The sequence below is a fragment of the Micromonospora sp. NPDC005174 genome, from assembly GCF_040608495.1.
Taxonomy (GTDB): domain Bacteria; phylum Actinomycetota; class Actinomycetes; order Mycobacteriales; family Micromonosporaceae; genus Micromonospora.
In genome coordinates, this window is the sequence record NZ_JBEXIJ010000003.1 from 160,989 (window position 1) to 174,957 (window position 13,969).

Annotated in this window: 16 protein-coding genes; 7 read left to right on the plus strand and 9 right to left on the minus strand. The window is 73.0% G+C overall.

The window, feature by feature from the left end; all coding sequences use genetic code 11:
• Window positions 1-6: 6 nt before the first annotated feature.
• The gene (gene ligD, locus ABZU91_RS04825; protein WP_355233952.1) at window positions 7-1,029 is read right to left on the minus strand and encodes a non-homologous end-joining DNA ligase; all 1,023 of its coding nucleotides are present in this window, start codon (window positions 1,027-1,029) and stop codon (window positions 7-9) included.
• 47 nt (window positions 1,030-1,076) lie between these two features.
• On the opposite strand from ligD, the gene msrB reads away from it, so the two are divergent.
• Window positions 1,077-1,481 carry a peptide-methionine (R)-S-oxide reductase MsrB gene (msrB, locus tag ABZU91_RS04830; protein WP_355233954.1) on the plus strand — a complete coding sequence of 135 codons (405 nt, stop codon included), beginning with the start codon at window positions 1,077-1,079 and terminating at the stop codon, window positions 1,479-1,481.
• Here msrB and ABZU91_RS04835 read toward each other — a convergent pair.
• From ABZU91_RS04835 to ABZU91_RS04845, 3 genes are all read right to left on the minus strand, one after another.
• Window positions 1,447-2,049, minus strand: coding sequence for a DUF305 domain-containing protein (locus ABZU91_RS04835; RefSeq protein ID WP_355233956.1), 603 nt, complete (start codon window positions 2,047-2,049; stop codon window positions 1,447-1,449). The two genes, msrB and ABZU91_RS04835, sit on opposite strands and share 35 nt — an antisense overlap.
• A gap of 59 nt (window positions 2,050-2,108) precedes the next feature.
• Window positions 2,109-2,855: a lytic polysaccharide monooxygenase gene (locus ABZU91_RS04840; RefSeq protein ID WP_355233958.1), complete on the minus strand. Its 747-nt coding sequence runs from the start codon at window positions 2,853-2,855 to the stop codon at window positions 2,109-2,111.
• A gap of 109 nt (window positions 2,856-2,964) precedes the next feature.
• The gene (locus tag ABZU91_RS04845) at window positions 2,965-3,240 is read right to left on the minus strand and encodes an isoamylase early set domain-containing protein (RefSeq protein ID WP_355233960.1); all 276 of its coding nucleotides are present in this window, start codon (window positions 3,238-3,240) and stop codon (window positions 2,965-2,967) included.
• 154 nt (window positions 3,241-3,394) lie between these two features.
• Between ABZU91_RS04845 and ABZU91_RS04850 the strand changes: the two genes are divergently transcribed.
• The 4 genes from ABZU91_RS04850 (at window position 3,395) to ABZU91_RS04865 (ending at window position 6,019) form a co-directional block, all read left to right on the plus strand.
• Window positions 3,395-3,655, plus strand: coding sequence for a Prokaryotic metallothionein (locus ABZU91_RS04850; RefSeq protein ID WP_355233962.1), 261 nt, complete (start codon window positions 3,395-3,397; stop codon window positions 3,653-3,655).
• A 49-nt stretch (window positions 3,656-3,704) separates the two neighbouring features.
• Window positions 3,705-4,160, plus strand: a complete 456-nt coding sequence (locus ABZU91_RS04855; RefSeq protein ID WP_355233964.1) for a GNAT family N-acetyltransferase — start codon at window positions 3,705-3,707, stop codon at window positions 4,158-4,160.
• Between the two features lie 184 nt (window positions 4,161-4,344).
• A complete protein-coding gene (locus tag ABZU91_RS04860) occupies window positions 4,345-5,421 on the plus strand; it encodes a lytic polysaccharide monooxygenase (protein ID WP_355234806.1) in 1,077 nt (358 codons plus the stop codon).
• 91 nt (window positions 5,422-5,512) lie between these two features.
• Window positions 5,513-6,019, plus strand: coding sequence for a GNAT family N-acetyltransferase (locus tag ABZU91_RS04865; RefSeq protein WP_355233966.1), 507 nt, complete (start codon window positions 5,513-5,515; stop codon window positions 6,017-6,019).
• 188 nt (window positions 6,020-6,207) lie between these two features.
• On the opposite strand, the gene hemQ is transcribed toward ABZU91_RS04865, so the two are convergent.
• The 3 genes from hemQ to hemE are packed head-to-tail and all read right to left on the minus strand — an operon-like array spanning window position 6,208 to window position 9,420.
• Window positions 6,208-6,909 (minus strand): hydrogen peroxide-dependent heme synthase, encoded by a 702-nt coding sequence (hemQ, locus tag ABZU91_RS04870; RefSeq protein ID WP_355233968.1) that lies wholly within the window; start codon window positions 6,907-6,909, stop codon window positions 6,208-6,210.
• Window positions 6,906-8,315: a protoporphyrinogen oxidase gene (gene hemG / locus ABZU91_RS04875; protein WP_355233970.1), complete on the minus strand. Its 1,410-nt coding sequence runs from the start codon at window positions 8,313-8,315 to the stop codon at window positions 6,906-6,908. Before hemG ends, hemQ begins: the two co-directional genes overlap by 4 nt.
• A gap of 7 nt (window positions 8,316-8,322) precedes the next feature.
• Window positions 8,323-9,420, minus strand: a complete 1,098-nt coding sequence (gene hemE / locus ABZU91_RS04880; RefSeq protein WP_355233972.1) for a uroporphyrinogen decarboxylase — start codon at window positions 9,418-9,420, stop codon at window positions 8,323-8,325.
• Window positions 9,421-9,568: 148 nt separating this feature from the next.
• On the opposite strand from hemE, the gene ABZU91_RS04885 reads away from it, so the two are divergent.
• On the plus strand, window positions 9,569-10,141 hold the full coding sequence (locus ABZU91_RS04885) for a DUF3000 domain-containing protein (protein ID WP_355233974.1): 573 nt from the start codon (window positions 9,569-9,571) through the stop codon (window positions 10,139-10,141).
• 31 nt (window positions 10,142-10,172) lie between these two features.
• On the opposite strand, the gene ABZU91_RS04890 is transcribed toward ABZU91_RS04885, so the two are convergent.
• Together ABZU91_RS04890 and ABZU91_RS04895 are read right to left on the minus strand one after the other, a co-directional pair.
• Window positions 10,173-11,057, minus strand: coding sequence for a hypothetical protein (locus tag ABZU91_RS04890; protein WP_355233975.1), 885 nt, complete (start codon window positions 11,055-11,057; stop codon window positions 10,173-10,175).
• A gap of 143 nt (window positions 11,058-11,200) precedes the next feature.
• A complete protein-coding gene (locus ABZU91_RS04895) occupies window positions 11,201-12,433 on the minus strand; it encodes a trypsin-like peptidase domain-containing protein (RefSeq protein WP_355233977.1) in 1,233 nt (410 codons plus the stop codon).
• 209 nt (window positions 12,434-12,642) lie between these two features.
• On the opposite strand from ABZU91_RS04895, the gene ABZU91_RS04900 reads away from it, so the two are divergent.
• Entirely contained in the window at window positions 12,643-13,968 is a 1,326-nt protein-coding gene (locus ABZU91_RS04900) for a ribonuclease D (protein WP_355233979.1), read from the plus strand.
• Window position 13,969 lies beyond the last annotated feature (1 nt).

Genomic DNA, 13,969 nt, shown 5'->3' on the forward strand with positions numbered 1-13,969 from the left:
GCAAACCTACGGGGTGCGCTTGGCGCGGCTGGGCTGGACCCGCTTGGGTTCGCCGGGCATCTTGGGGTGGTCCGGCGGGTACGGCAGGTCGCCCTGGCCGGCGGCGGCGTCGCGCTCGGCCCACTCCAGCAGGGGCGTGATGTCCCACGGCGCGTCGTCGATGCCGGCGTGCGGGTCGCCGATCTCGGTCAGGCGGGCCGGCACGGTACGCAGGTCGAAGTCGTCCGGGTCGACGTCCGGCAGCTCGGCCCAGGTGACCGGGGTGGAGACGGTGGCCCGGGCGTTGGCGCGCAGCGAGTACGCGCAGGCGATCGTCCGGTCCCGGGCCATCTGGTTGTAGTCGACGAAGACCCGGCGGCCCCGCTCCTCCTTCCACCAGGCCGTGGTCACCAGGTCGGGATTGCGGCGCTCGACCTCGCGGGCCAGGGCGATGGTGGCCCGACGCACCTCGGTGAACGTCCAGCGGGGTTGGATGCGTAGGTAGACGTGCACGCCACGCCCACCGGAGGTCTTCGGCCAGCCGGTCGCGCCCAGCTCGTCGAGGACCGCGCGGACCTCCGCGGCGGCCCGGGCGGCGTCGGCGAAGTCGGTGCCGGGCTGCGGGTCGAGGTCGATGCGCAGTTCGTCGGGGCGGTCCACGTCAGCGGCGCGCACCGGCCACGGGTGGAACACGATGGTGCCCATCTGCGCCGCCCAGGCCACGTGCGCCAGGTCGGCCGGGCACAGCTCGGCCGCGCCGCGACCGCTCGGGAAGGTGATCTGGGCGGTGGTGATCCAGGGCGGCACGCCCCGGGTCGGCACCCGCTTCTGGAAGAACGCCTCGCCCTCGACGCCCTCCGGGAAGCGTTGCAGCGTGGTGGGCCGGTCCCGCAGGGCGCGCATGATCCCGTCGCCGACGGCCAGGTAGTAGTGGAAGACGTCCGCCTTGGTGAAGCCCCGCTGCGGGAAGATCACCCGGTCGGGGCTGCTGAGCCGTACGGTGTGCCCGGCCACCTCGACCTCGGCGACCGCTGCCTTGGTGCCACCCATCCCGCGACCTTATGCCACGCCCCCGACGTTCGACGTACCGTTGACGGGTGAGTCTTGACGACAACAACCTGCCCAAGACCGAGGACGAGTGGCGTGTCCGCCTGACCCCGGAGGAGTTCCACGTCCTGCGGGAGCACGGCACCGAACGCCCGTGGACCGGCGAGTACGTGGACACCAAGACCCAGGGGGTCTACCACTGCCGGGCCTGCGGCCTGGAACTCTTCTCCAGCGACACGAAGTTCGACTCGCACTGCGGGTGGCCGAGCTTCGACGACGCCATTCCGGGTCGGGTCAAGGAGATCGAGGACCGGAGCCTCGGCATGGCGCGTACGGAGATCCGCTGCGCCCGCTGCGACAGCCACCTGGGACACGTGTTCCACGGCGAGGGTTTCACGCCGAAGGACACCCGGCACTGCGTCAACTCGATCTCGGTCCGCCTGGAGCCTCGCTGACCTGAGCGTCGTACCCACTGAGCAGGTCGACCTCGGCGGTCCGGGACTGTTCGATCCGCCGGGCCAGGTCGCGGACCCGCTCGTCGCGGCCGACGCCGACCTGGGCCCGGGCCAGGTCGGCGGCGGCCCGCTGGTGATCGGCGAGGACCTCGCGTAGCACCAGGTCGACGTCGGTGTCCGGCGCGGCCCGCAGCCGGTCGAGCGCGGCGTCGTCGCCGTGCCCGGCGTGGTCGTGCCCGGCGGCGTTGGCGCCCGGCCCGGTCGTCGGCAGCCACCCGCGCATGGTCGACAGTTCGTCGGCCTCGGTCACCTCGATGGCGGCGGCCAGGGTGCGCAGCGCGTCGTCGCGCAGTCGGTCCCGGGCGAGCCGGACGATCTGCAGGGTACGTTCGCTGTGCCCGACCATCGTGCTGAGGAACACCACGTCGATGCCGCTCAGGTCGGCGGCGGCCGGCGCGGAGTCGACCACCCCCGGAGAGGCGGTGGTCGGTGGACGCGCTGACGGCCCGGCGCAGGCGGCGAGCAGCGACGCGGCGACCAACCACGCCAGGTGGGTTGCGCGGGGCATGCCGGGCTCCGATCGGGTGGGGCGGCGACACGGGTGCGGCCGGAGCCGCACCCGTGCGGTCAGACCTGTTGCCAGAGTGCCGGTACGTTCGGCGGCTCCCAGCCGGAGATCGCCGTGTGGGCCTGCCGGCAGCGGTACGTCAGTCCGCCGTAGGTGACCTGGTCACCGACCTGGTACGCCCGGCCCGCCGTCCAACTGCCACCCGTCGGGGGCGGGGTCGTCGGCGCGGCGGTGGGGCTGGTGGTCGGGCGCGGCGTGGGTGAGCTGGTCGGTGTAGGGGTGGGTGTCGACCCGCCGCCGCCGATCTGCACGTCGATGCAGGAGTAGAAGGCGTTCGCGGTGTCGGAGATGTTCCACACGGCGAGGATCTTCTGCCGCCCGGAGAAACCGCCCAGGTTGACGGTGTGCGAGACCGTCGCGCCGGGCTGCTGCCCGTTGCCGTTGACCACGCCGACGCGGGTGTTGCCGATCCAGTACTCCCAGTTGCTGGTGGCGTGCCGGGCCGTGTTGAACCAGGTGAAGGTCAGCGAGCTGCCGACCGAGGTGGCCGGCCAGCCCCGGCTGTCGTCGTTGAGGACGGCGAACTGGGTGATGCCGGCGTTGCAGCTCTTGAGACCCTTGGGGCCCTCGACGCTCTGCGGCTCGTACTTGATCTGCCCGCAGTCGGGCACCTTGCCCTGCGCGCAGAGCGCCTGCCGGCTTGGCGGGGCGGAGACGTAGCCGTGCGCCTGGGCGGGCGCGGCGACGGTGAGGGTGGCGGCGACAGCGCCCGCCGCCACCAGCGGGACGGTGATTCTTCGACGCATGGGGGCAGCTCCTTCTGCAGGTGCGGTGAGGTGCCCCCAAGGTAATTTAAACTTTATTAACAGTAAAGAGCTGCATCGATAAATACATCGATGGTGACGAGTTGATCTCTCAGAGTCGCAGCAGGCTGCCGCTGTCGTCGACGCCGTCGGCCGTCTCGTCGTCGAGCCAGACGCCGCCGCTGGCGAGGTAGCGGAACCGGTACTCCCCCGGGCCGAGCTTCACGGTGACCGTCCGGGTGCCGTCACGGCGGGTCACCAACTCGTGCCGGCCGGGCTCCCAGTCGTTGAACGACCCCACCACACTCACCGGACCGGGTGGCGCGTCCCGTGGGAGGCAGAAGGTCACCCGGGTCTGGCTGCCGAAGAGCTTGTTTCGTCTGATCATGGCGATCCTCCGGGGTCACGGCGGTCCACCAGGCCTAACGGACGACACGCCGACGCCGACACGCCGCCCATGCCGACCGGACGACGGCAATTCGCCCCCGACAACCCCGCACTGGGTCACTCTGAGGTCACATGTCCTGATACGGGGGGTTCCCATGGCGAGCTGCGAGGTCTGCGGAAACGACTACTGGATGGCGTTCGAGGTGCACACGGTCAGCGGCGACGTACACACCTTCGACTCCTTCGAGTGCGCCATCCACCGCATGGCACCCATCTGCGAACACTGCCAGGTCAAGATCGTCGGGCACGGTGTCGAGGTCAACGGCCGGTTCTTCTGCTGTGGGCACTGCGCCCGCGCGGTCGAGGGCGCCGAGGGTGCCGAGATCCGCGACGCCGTCGGCGCACGCCCGGCCTGACGCACCCCGGCACGTGAGCTCTCCGGGCCGCCCGGCCTACCATCGGTGCGTGCCCCAGCAGACCACCGAGATCCGGACCGCCTTCATCGCCGACCTGGACGCCCGCACCCTTCACGACCTGCTCAAGCTGCGCATCGACGTGTTCGTGGTGGAGCAGAACTGCCCGTACCCGGAACTCGACGGGCGTGACGTCGAGGAGGGGACCCGGCACCTCTGGCTCACCGACGGCGGCGCGCCGCTGGCGTACCTGCGGATTCTGGCCGACCCGGACGATGTCGCCCGGATCGGTCGGGTGGTGGTGGCCCCCGGGGCGCGCGGCGGTGGGCACGCCGGTCGGCTGATGACCGCGGCGCTGGAGGTGGTGGGTGACCGGACCTGCGTGCTGGAGGCCCAGTCGCACCTGGTCGCGTTCTACTCCAGGTACGGCTTCACGGTCAGCGGCCCCGACTACGTCGAGGACGGCATCCCGCACACCCCGATGCGGCGCAAGGTCATTGACGTCTGACGATCGACCTGGCATCGTGCTGGGTAGAGCCATCGCAGGAGCCAGCGAGTAGGCACGGGAGTGGGCAACTCCCGGCAGTCCGGGTGTCGTCGTCCGACCTCATCCCCCCGGGGGCTCCATGTCCACAATCGCCCGATCACCACGCGTGCTCCGGCCGCTCGCCGTCGCGGCAGCCGCCACGCTCATGTTGACCACCGCGCTGAGCGTCGCGCTGGTCCCACCCGCCTCCGCGCACGGTTCGGTCGTCGACCCGCCCTCGCGCAGCTACAGCTGCTGGCAGCGCTGGGGCGGTGACTTCCAGAACCCGCGCATGGCCACCGAGGACCCGATGTGCTGGCAGGCCTGGCAGGCCGACCCGCAGGCCATGTGGAACTGGAACGGCCTGTTCCGCGAGGGCGTGGCCGGCAACCACCAGGGCGCTATCCCGAACGGTCAACTGTGCAGCGGCGGACGCACCCAGAACGGTCGCTACAACGCCATGGACACGGTCGGCGCGTGGAAGACCACCTCGGTGTCGAACAACTTCCGGCTGCGCTTCTTCGACCAGGCCAGCCACGGCGCCGACTACATCCGGGTGTACGTGACGAAGCAGGGCTTCAACTCGACCACCCAGCCGCTGGGCTGGAACGACCTCGAGTTGGCCGGCCAGATCGGCAACACCCCGGCGTCGCAGTGGGACAAGGACACCGGTGGCGTCTCCATCCAGATCCCGGTCAACGCGACGGGACGGACCGGACGGCACATCGTCTACACCATCTGGCAGGCGAGTCACCTGGACCAGTCGTACTACCTGTGCAGTGACGTCGACTTCGGTGGTGGATCGACCCCGCCGCCCACGACCCCGCCGCCCACGACCCCGCCGCCGACCACTCCTCCGCCGACCACTCCTCCGCCGACGACCCCGCCGCCCACCACTCCCCCGCCCACGACCCCGCCGCCCACCACCCCGCCGCCGGCCGGCGCCTGCACGGCGACGTACCAGATCACGGGTCAGTGGAGCGGCGGATTCCAGGCGGAAGTGAAGGTCACCGCCGGGGGCTCACCCACCAGAGGCTGGTCGGTGAGCTGGAACTACAACAACGGCCAGCAGGTCGCCTCGTCGTGGAGCGCCACCGTCACCACGAACGGCTCGCTGGTCACCGCGCGCAACGTCAACTACAACGGCACGCTGGCTGCCGGGGCGAGTACGACATTCGGTCTGCTCGGCTCGTGGAACGGCAGCAACCCGGTTCCGCTGGTCTCCTGCACGGCGACCAGTTGACCCCCGGCCGGCGCCGCACCCGGGCGGGGGCGCGGCGCCGGCCGGCGGGAATGCGGTGGTGCCCGGCGATCCGTCCGGGCACCATCTCCGCATGATCGACATCTTGGTGCTCTCCCCCGACGACTGGCCCACCTGGCGGGAGCTGCGGCTGGCCGCCCTCGCCGAGGCACCGGAAGCGTTCGGCTCACGGCTCGCCGACTGGCAGGGCGACGGCGATCGCGAGCAGCGCTGGCGTGACCGGTTGAGCATCCCCGGCTCACTCAACCTGGTGGCCGTCCTGGCCGGGCGTCCGGTCGGCATGTCGAGCGGCGTACCCACGTCGGACCCGCTGACGCGGGACCTGATCTCGATGTGGGTGCACCCTGACGCTCGCGGCAGCGGTGTCGGCGACCGCCTGGTGAACGAGGTGGCGCACTGGGCCCAGAAGCGCGGCGCCGAGCGGCTACGGCTATGCGTCAGGGTGGACAACGCGCGCGCCAAGGCCCTCTACCACCGCGCCGGCTTCCGCTTGACCCACGAGCCAAGTGATCTCGTGCCCGACGGCGTACGCCGAGAACAGATCATGCTCCGCCCCCTCCACCTCACGACGTCGCACTAAGCGAGATTCCCGTCGTCCCCGCGCCGCCCCGGCAGCAGGTGCGGCGATCTTGCACTTTCGGTTGCCACATCGCGGCCTATGCCCCTTTCGTCGCGACAGAAAGTGCAAGATCGCGGGGGCGGGGCGGGGCGGGGCGGGGCGGGGGCGGGGGCGGGGGCGGGGGCGGGGGCGGGGCGGGGCGGGGCGGGTCAGACCAGGCAGTTGACGATCTCGGCGACCGAGCGGCGGCGGCCCGTGTAGAACGGAACCTCCTCGCGGACGTGCCGGCGGGCCCCGGAGGCGCGCAGGTCACGCATCAGGTCGACGATCCGGTGCAGCTCGTCGGCCTCGAACGCGAGCATCCACTCGTAGTCGCCCAGCGCGAACGAGGCGACGGTGTTGGCGCGTACGTCCGGGTAGCCGCGCGCCATCTTCCCGTGCTCGGCCAGCAGCTCACGCCGCTCGGCGTCGGGCAGCAGGTACCACTCGTACGAGCGCACGAACGGGTAGACGCACAGGTATCCGCGCGCCTCCTCACCGGCCAGGAACGCCGGGATGTGGCTCTTGTTGAACTCCGCGGGCCGGTGCAGCGCCATCTGCGACCACACCGGGGTCAGCGCCCGACCCAGCGTCGTACGCCGGAACCGCAGGTACGCGTCCTGGAGCGCGTCGCTCGACGTCGAGTGCCACCAGATCATCACGTCCGCGTCGGCGCGTAGCCCGGCCACGTCGTACACGCCCCGGACCACCACGTCCTTGCCGGCCAGCTCGTCGAAGAGGGACTCGACCTCGCCGGTGACGTTGTCCCGCAGCGACGGCAGCGGGCCGCTGGCCCGGAACACCGACCACATCGTGTAGCGGATGCTGTCGTTCAGCTCCCGCAGCCGGGCCGCGTTGGTCTGCTCGGTCATCTCGCCGATCCTCCCAGTGCTGTGATGATCTCGTCGGCCGCCGTCTCGCCGGAGCGGACGCAGACCGGTATGCCGACACCGTCGTAGCCGGCGCCGGCCAGGACCAGGGTGGGCTGCGCGGCCCGCAGCGCCGTCCGCGCGGCGGCGACCCGGTCGGCGTGCCCCGGGGCGTACTGGGGCAGCGCGCCGCCCCACCGCTGCACGTGCCCGTCGACCGGGGCGGGCAGCGGGGTGTCGAGCACCGCCGACAGTTCCCGGTGCACTGTCGCGGCCACGTCGGCGTCCGGGCGCTGGAGCTGCGCCTCCTCGCCGTAGCGGCCCACCGAGGCACGCACGAGGGCCAACCCGTCGGGCCGCCGCAGGTGCCCCCACTTCGTGGTGAAGAACGTGGCCGCCTTGATCAACAGCCCCTCGGTGCTCGGCACCAGGAAGCCGGACAGCTCGGGCAGCGGTGGCTGCGGCAACGCCAGCGTGACCAGTGCGACGCTGGCGTAGTCCAACTCGCCGACGGCCGAGGCGGCCTCCGGGGCCGGACCGCCGAGCAGGCGCGCCGCCGGTCGGGCCGGCACCGCCAGCACCACGGCGTCCACGTCGACGCTCACAGGGTCACGCGTCGGACCGACCGTGAGCCGCCAGCCGGTGCCGGTCCGGGTCACCTCGCGCACGGCGGCGTCCCGCCGGATCGTCGCGCCGCTGGCCGTCACCGCCGCCTCGACCAGGGTGCCCAGCCCGCCGGCCAGGGTGCCGAAGACCGGGGCGCCGGGCGCGCGGGGGGCGGCGGCCTGCGCGGCCCGGACCGCGCCGACCAGTGTGTGCTCGACCCGGGCGGTACGGGCCAGGGCCGGCATGGTCGTGACCAGGGACAGGTCGTCGGCGCGGCCCGCGTACACGCCGCCCAGCATCGGGTCGACCAGCCGGTCGACCACCTCATCACCGAAACGGGACCGGACCAGCGCGCCCACCGAGACGTCCGCGTCGGGCCCGACCAACGGCCGGCCGTCGTCCAGGTCGGCGTCCGTCGCCGGGCGCGCGACCGTCGCCACCTGATCCAGATCCCCGGGTACGCCGACCAGCGTCCCGCCCGGAATGGGGCGCAGCCCTCCGTCGACGACAAGCGCGGCCTGCCCGACGGTGGGGTGGACGATCTTCTCGGCCAGCCCGAGCCGGCGGGCCAGCACCACCGCCGCGCTCTCGGCCCCGGTGGGGTCCCGCATCAGGAAGGACTCGGCGCCGAACTCCACCGGTCCGCCGGCCAGCGCACCGGTGCGCAACTTGCCGCCCAGGGCGCCGGACTGCTCGTACACCGTGATCTCGGTGCCCTCCGGCGCGCGGTCGCGCAAGCGGACCGCGGCGGCCAGCCCGGCGATTCCGCCGCCGACCACCGCCACCCGCCAGGGCTGCCGCATCGCCGTGTCAGCCCCGCTCGGCCCGACGGCTGGACACCTCGTGCACCAGCGCGACCACCCGGGTCAGCACCTCCGGGTCGGTCTCCGGCAGCACACCGTGACCGAGGTTGAACACGTGTCCGGGGGCCGCCCGGCCCTGCTCCAGGATGCGGCGCACCTCGGCCTCCACCACGGGCCACGGCGCGAGCAGGACACACGGGTCCAGGTTGCCCTGCACCGCCTTGTCCGACCCGATCCGGCGGGTGGCCACGTCCAGCGGCGTACGCCAGTCGACGCCGACCACGTCCGCGCCGGCCTCCCCCATCGCGCCCAGCAGCTCGGCGGTGCCCACACCGAAGTGGATGCGCGGCACACCGGAGTCAACCAGCCCGCTCAGCACGGCGGTCGAGTGCGGCAGCACGTAGCGGCGGTAGTCGGCCTCGGAGAGCGCGCCGGCCCACGAGTCGAACAACTGCACGGCAGAGACGCCCGCCTCGATCTGCACCCGCAGGAAGGCAAGCGTCACGTCGGCGAGCCGGCCGCAGAGCGCGTGCCACAGCTCGGGGTCGCCGTACATCAGAGCCTTGGTCTTGGCATGGGTCCGCGACGGCCCGCCCTCGACGAGGTAGCTGGCCAGCGTGAACGGCGCGCCGGCGAAGCCGATCAGCGGGGTGTCGCCCAGCTCGACCACGAGCTGGCGGACGGCCTCGTCGACGTACGACACGTCGTCGCGGGTGATCGGGCGGATCCGGTCGACGTCGGCGGCGGTACGGACCGGCTCGGCGACCACCGGTCCGGTGCCCGGCACGATGTCCAGGTCGATCCCGGCCGCCGCGACGGGGACCACGATGTCGCTGAACAGGATGGCCGCGTCCACCCCGTGCCGGCGCACCGGTTGGAGGGTGATCTCGGTGACCAGCTCCGGACGGCGGCAGGACTCCAACATCGGCACGTTGGCCCGGATCTCCCGGTACTCCGGGAGGGAGCGGCCCGCCTGGCGCATGAACCAGACCGGGGTGTGCGGGACGGGCCGACGCCGACAGGCCCGGATGAAGGGCGAGTCGGCCGGGCCGCCGGGGCGCGGGTGTCCGTCTCGGGCGGCAGTGCCCGTGGTATCCGTGGTCATCGCCGCAATCGTGCCACGCCCCTCGCCTCCGACCCGCCGGGGGTGAACGGAAGGGACGTACCTAACGCCGAGACCGCGACACGGCGGCGGAGGGGCGTGTCGGCGCGCCGTCGAAGCGGGCGGACCAACGGCGGCATAGGCTGCCGACATGGCCCCCCCGATCGCGCTCCCGGAGACCTTCGTCCGCGCGGTCGCCGGGCTGCGGTCGCCGGTGCCCCGGCCGGAGATCACCCTGGAGGAGGTCGGCGCGCCCCAACGGCTCGCGCCGTTCACGTTCGCGCTCTCCGCGACGGTGCTGCGCGACGGCGACGAGGTGGCCACCGGCCGGCTGATCCTGCTGCACGATCCGGCCGGGCACGAGGCGTGGCAGGGCACGCTGCGACTGGTCACCTACGTGACGGCCGAGTTGGAGGTCGACCTCGCCGCCGACCCGCTGCTGCCCGGGGTGGGCTGGACGTGGCTGACCGACGCCCTGGACACCCAGGACGCCGGTCACCGGGCGATCGGCGGGACGGTCACCCAGACCATGTCGACCCGGTTCGGTGACCTCGCGGGCCCACCGACGGCCGGCGACATCGAGATCCGCGCCTCGTGGACACCTGTCGACGACGACCTCGCCCCCCACCTGCTCGGCTGGTGCACCCTGCTCGCCTCGACGGCCGGCCTGCCCCCGCCCGGGGTCACCGCTCTCTCCGACCGCCGCCCCGCCGCCACCGCCTGAACACTGTGGCGACGACGGGCGGCGCGGCGGATCAGAGGTAGTTCTCGGCCTCGTCGCAGACCTTGTCGAGGCCCTTCATCGCCGCGTCGTACGCGCCCTTGTTGCCGGCCGCCGCCGCGCCCAGCGCAGTCGTCAGCTTGTCCAGGCAACTCGCGATGACCTTCTTCTGCCGGGTCTGCTCGTCACGGTCGTTACGGGTACCGGTCAGATCCTGCTCGGTGTTGTCCAGCTTGTCCTGCATGACCTGAAGCTCGGTCTTGAGCTTGCCGATCTCGCTGGTGTTGGCGGCGATGGTGCCGTCGCGCTCGCTGACCTGGGCGGTGAGACGCTTCTCGGTCCGGTTCAGCTCGTTGTTCTTGGTCACGAACAGCCCGGTCATCACCCCGCTCACGACGAAGAGCAGAGCGGCCACCAGGGCCAGCACCAGCACCGCGCGACCGCGCCGAGGAGCCGGCGCAGCGCCGTACGGCGTCATACCGGGCGGGCCCGACATCGGCTGGCCGTACGCGGGACCGGAGACCGGCGGCGCCGACATGGGCTGCCCGTACGCCGGGCCGGAGACCGGCGGCGCCGACATCGGCTGGCCGTACGGCGGGGCGCTGGCCGGGTAGGCCGACGTCTGCGGTGCGCCGTACGGCGGGGCGGCCTGGCCGGGCGCGTACTGCTGCGGCGGCGTGGGCTGGCCCGGGGTGGGCTGGCCCGGCGTGGGCTGACCCGGCGTGGGCTGACCCGGGGTGGGCTGGCCCGGCGCGTACTGCTGCGGCGCGGGCTGACCGGCCGGGTACCGCACGGTCGGGTCGGTGCCCGGCGCGGACGGCAGCGTCGCGTGCGGCACCGTCGCGTCGGCCTCGGGCGAGCCGGGCGGCGGCGGGGTGGTGGGCGGGAGGCCCTCCGGGCCGGTCGGTGGCTGGGACATGTTCTTCCTCCAGGGTGAGCAGGTCCTCCGCCGGTGGGCGCGACGGACCGGATGCAGCGGCAGGTTCGTCCGGGGCCGAGGACCCGGAGACCTCGGGAACGACCGCTAGGGCCGTGGTTGGCGCGAGCGGCCGGAGCCGCGGGTCAGCAGATCTTGAAACCGTCGCAGGCGACCTTGATCGGTACGGCCAGCCCGATGCCCTCGGCGTCGCGAGCCTTGGCGGTGGCGATGCCGACCACCTGCTTGCTGCCGTTGATCACCGGACCGCCGGAGTTGCCGGGGTTGATGGGGGCGTCGAACTGGATGGCCGGTCCGGAGCCACCCTGTGCGGCGCGCAGCGCGCTCACCACGCCTGTGGTGACGCTGTCCTCCAGGCCGAGCGGAGCGCCGACGACGACGATCTGCTGGCCGGACTTCACGGCGGTGGGCGCGGTGACCAGGCCGGTGAACTTGCCGGTGGTCCGCAGGTGCGCCACGTCGTTGGTCTTGTCGACCTTGACGATGGTGGCCGGGAAACGCTGGTCCGTGCGCTCCAGGAAGACCTCGCGTCCACCGGCCTCCCACACCGACTCGACCACGTGGAAGTTGGTGAACAGGTTGGTGCCACCGCCGGCCGCCGGCTTGCCCACCGCGAACGCGCTGCCGGTGAACTGCCCGGCCCGAACCCGGAACACGCTCGGCAGCACCGCGCTCGCCACCGCCTCCGGGTTGAACGCGGCCCCGGCCTGCTTCTCCAGGGCGTCTGCGCGCTTCTCCAGGCCGTCGAGGCGTGTGCCGTCGCCGTCCTGGGCCTGCGCCAACCGGCGGTCGGTGGCGGCGAGACGGTCGCCGAGCCGGTCCAGCTGGTACGCCTGAAGGCCGGCCACGGCGGCGAGCGCCACGACGAGCAGGGCGGCGAGCACGACCGGCCAACGGCGGCGGCTGGGTCGGACGGGCGGCGGGGTGACACCCGGCCACGCGGGCTGGCCGGCAGGGAACGGTGGCGCGCTGGACAGGTCCCCGGTGGGCGGGTAGCCGCCGCCGTGCGACGCCGGGGCGTACGGCGCGGCGCCGTGCGACGCCGGGGCATACGGCGCGGCGCCGTAGGGCGCCGACGGGTAGGCACCGGTTCCCTGCCCCGGCGGTACGGCGGCCGGGGCGGGGCCCTGGCTCCACTGCCCGCTGTTGGGCGGTGCCGACCACCCGGTACGGGGTGCCGGAACGGCCGCGGTCGGCTCGGTGCCGCCCGGCGTGCCGGGCCAGGTGGCGCCGACCTGTGGATGCGGTTCGATGCGCGGGGGCAGGGGGCCGGGTCGTTCGGCGGATGAACCGCTCACACCGTCCGGCTCGGCGCCGCCCATCGGTCGTCCGTCGCCCGCACCGAAGCCAGCCGTCATGATCGTCGTGCCTTTCCCCGTGGTCTCCCCGTGCGGCCGTCGTGCCGGATGTCACGCGATCGGGCCGACGGCTCGATGGACCGTACCTGCGCGAACGGGCTTTGTCTCCCCCGATGTCCGGCATCCGAAAGGACACCTTGCGAACACCCGGCCGACACACGCCGGACCGGCTGCACACGCCGGATCGGCGCGCGCACTAGGGTTGGCAGGTGACCGACGAACCACCCCTGCGCCGTCGGCCCACCGCAGAACCTCCGGGACACGCACCCCAGCACCCGCCGTCGGCCCAGCCGCAGCCGGCGGGCGAGGGGCCCGACCCGACCGACGGTGGGCCCGTTCCGCTGACCGCTCCGCGTGACGGCACCCCCGACCCAGTGGCCACCCCGGCCGAACTCGCCGAGGTCGTGGCCCGGTTCGCGGCCGGCACCGGCCCGGTTGCCCTGGACGCCGAGCGCGCCTCGGGCTACCGCTACAGCCAGCGCGCGTACCTCGTCCAGCTACGCCGTGCCGGCGCCGGCACGGCGTTGATCGACCCACTGCCGCTGCCCGACCTCAGCGCGCTCGACGCGGTGATCGGCGATGCCGAGTGGGTGCTCCACGCCGCCAGCCAGGACCTGCCGTGCCTCGCCGAGGTGGGGCTGCGGCCACGCCGGCTGTTCGACACGGAACTGGCCGCTCGGTTGGCTGGGTTCGAGCGGGTCGGCCTGGCCGCGCTGACCGAGCAGCTACTCGGTTTCACCCTGGAGAAGCACCACTCGGCGGCCGACTGGTCCAGTCGCCCACTGCCCGAGTCGTGGCTGACCTACGCCGCGCTCGACGTGGAGATGCTCACCGATCTGCGCGACGCGCTCGACGCCGAACTGGCACGACAGGGCAAGTCGGCCTGGGCCGCCGAGGAGTTCGCCGCCCTGGTCCGCACCGGCGCCCGGCCACCCCGGGTACGCGCGGAACCCTGGCGGCGTACGTCCGGCATCCACCGCGTACGCGGTGCGCGGGCCCAGGCCCGGGTCCGCTCGCTCTGGTACGCCCGCGACCAGATCGCCTCCCGGCGGGACGCCGCGCCCGGTCGGGTGCTGCCCGACTCGGCCATCGTCGCCGCGGCCGAGCTGGACCCGAAGGACGAGAAGACGCTGCTGACGCTGCCCGGTTTCGGTGGCCGGTCGGTCCGTCGCCTGGCCCGCACCTGGCTGGCCGCGCTCGACGACGCCCGGGAACTGCCGGACGACGCGCTTCCGGTCACCCCGGCGGTCGAGGGCCCACCCCCACCGCACCGCTGGGCCGAGCGGGACCCGGTGGCGGCCGGCCGCCTGGCCCGTTGCCGGGAGGTGGTGGTCCGCATCGCGGCCGAACACAACCTGCCCCCGGAAAACCTGATCACCCCGGATTCGGTACGTCGCCTGGCCTGGAGCCCGCCGGATGAGATCACCGAGTCCACGGTGGCAGAGGCCCTGCGCGGCTTCAACGCCCGCGAGTGGCAGATCGCCCTGCTGAACCCACACCTGACAGAAGCCCTCTCCCCCAACCCCATCCCGTAGT

Excerpts from the sequence above, each read along its gene's own strand:
- ABZU91_RS04835 (WP_355233956.1), bottom strand. The coding sequence starts at position 2,049 with ATGCCCCGCGCAACCCACCTGGCGTGGTTGGTCGCCGCGTCGCTGCTC.
- ABZU91_RS04850 (WP_355233962.1), top strand. The coding sequence starts at position 3,395 with ATGGCGAGCTGCGAGGTCTGCGGAAACGACTACTGGATGGCGTTCGAG.
- ABZU91_RS04860 (WP_355234806.1), top strand. The coding sequence starts at position 4,345 with ATGTTGACCACCGCGCTGAGCGTCGCGCTGGTCCCACCCGCCTCCGCG.
- hemG (WP_355233970.1), bottom strand. The coding sequence starts at position 8,315 with ATGCGGCAGCCCTGGCGGGTGGCGGTGGTCGGCGGCGGAATCGCCGGG.
- ligD (WP_355233952.1), bottom strand. The coding sequence starts at position 1,029 with ATGGGTGGCACCAAGGCAGCGGTCGCCGAGGTCGAGGTGGCCGGGCAC.
- ABZU91_RS04840 (WP_355233958.1), bottom strand. The coding sequence starts at position 2,855 with ATGCGTCGAAGAATCACCGTCCCGCTGGTGGCGGCGGGCGCTGTCGCC.
- hemE (WP_355233972.1), bottom strand. The coding sequence starts at position 9,420 with ATGACCACGGATACCACGGGCACTGCCGCCCGAGACGGACACCCGCGC.
- ABZU91_RS04895 (WP_355233977.1), bottom strand. The coding sequence starts at position 12,433 with ATGACGGCTGGCTTCGGTGCGGGCGACGGACGACCGATGGGCGGCGCC.
- ABZU91_RS04845 (WP_355233960.1), bottom strand. The coding sequence starts at position 3,240 with ATGATCAGACGAAACAAGCTCTTCGGCAGCCAGACCCGGGTGACCTTC.
- hemQ (WP_355233968.1), bottom strand. The coding sequence starts at position 6,909 with ATGACCGAGCAGACCAACGCGGCCCGGCTGCGGGAGCTGAACGACAGC.
- ABZU91_RS04890 (WP_355233975.1), bottom strand. The coding sequence starts at position 11,057 with ATGTCCCAGCCACCGACCGGCCCGGAGGGCCTCCCGCCCACCACCCCG.
- ABZU91_RS04885 (WP_355233974.1), top strand. The coding sequence starts at position 9,569 with ATGGCCCCCCCGATCGCGCTCCCGGAGACCTTCGTCCGCGCGGTCGCC.
- ABZU91_RS04865 (WP_355233966.1), top strand. The coding sequence starts at position 5,513 with ATGATCGACATCTTGGTGCTCTCCCCCGACGACTGGCCCACCTGGCGG.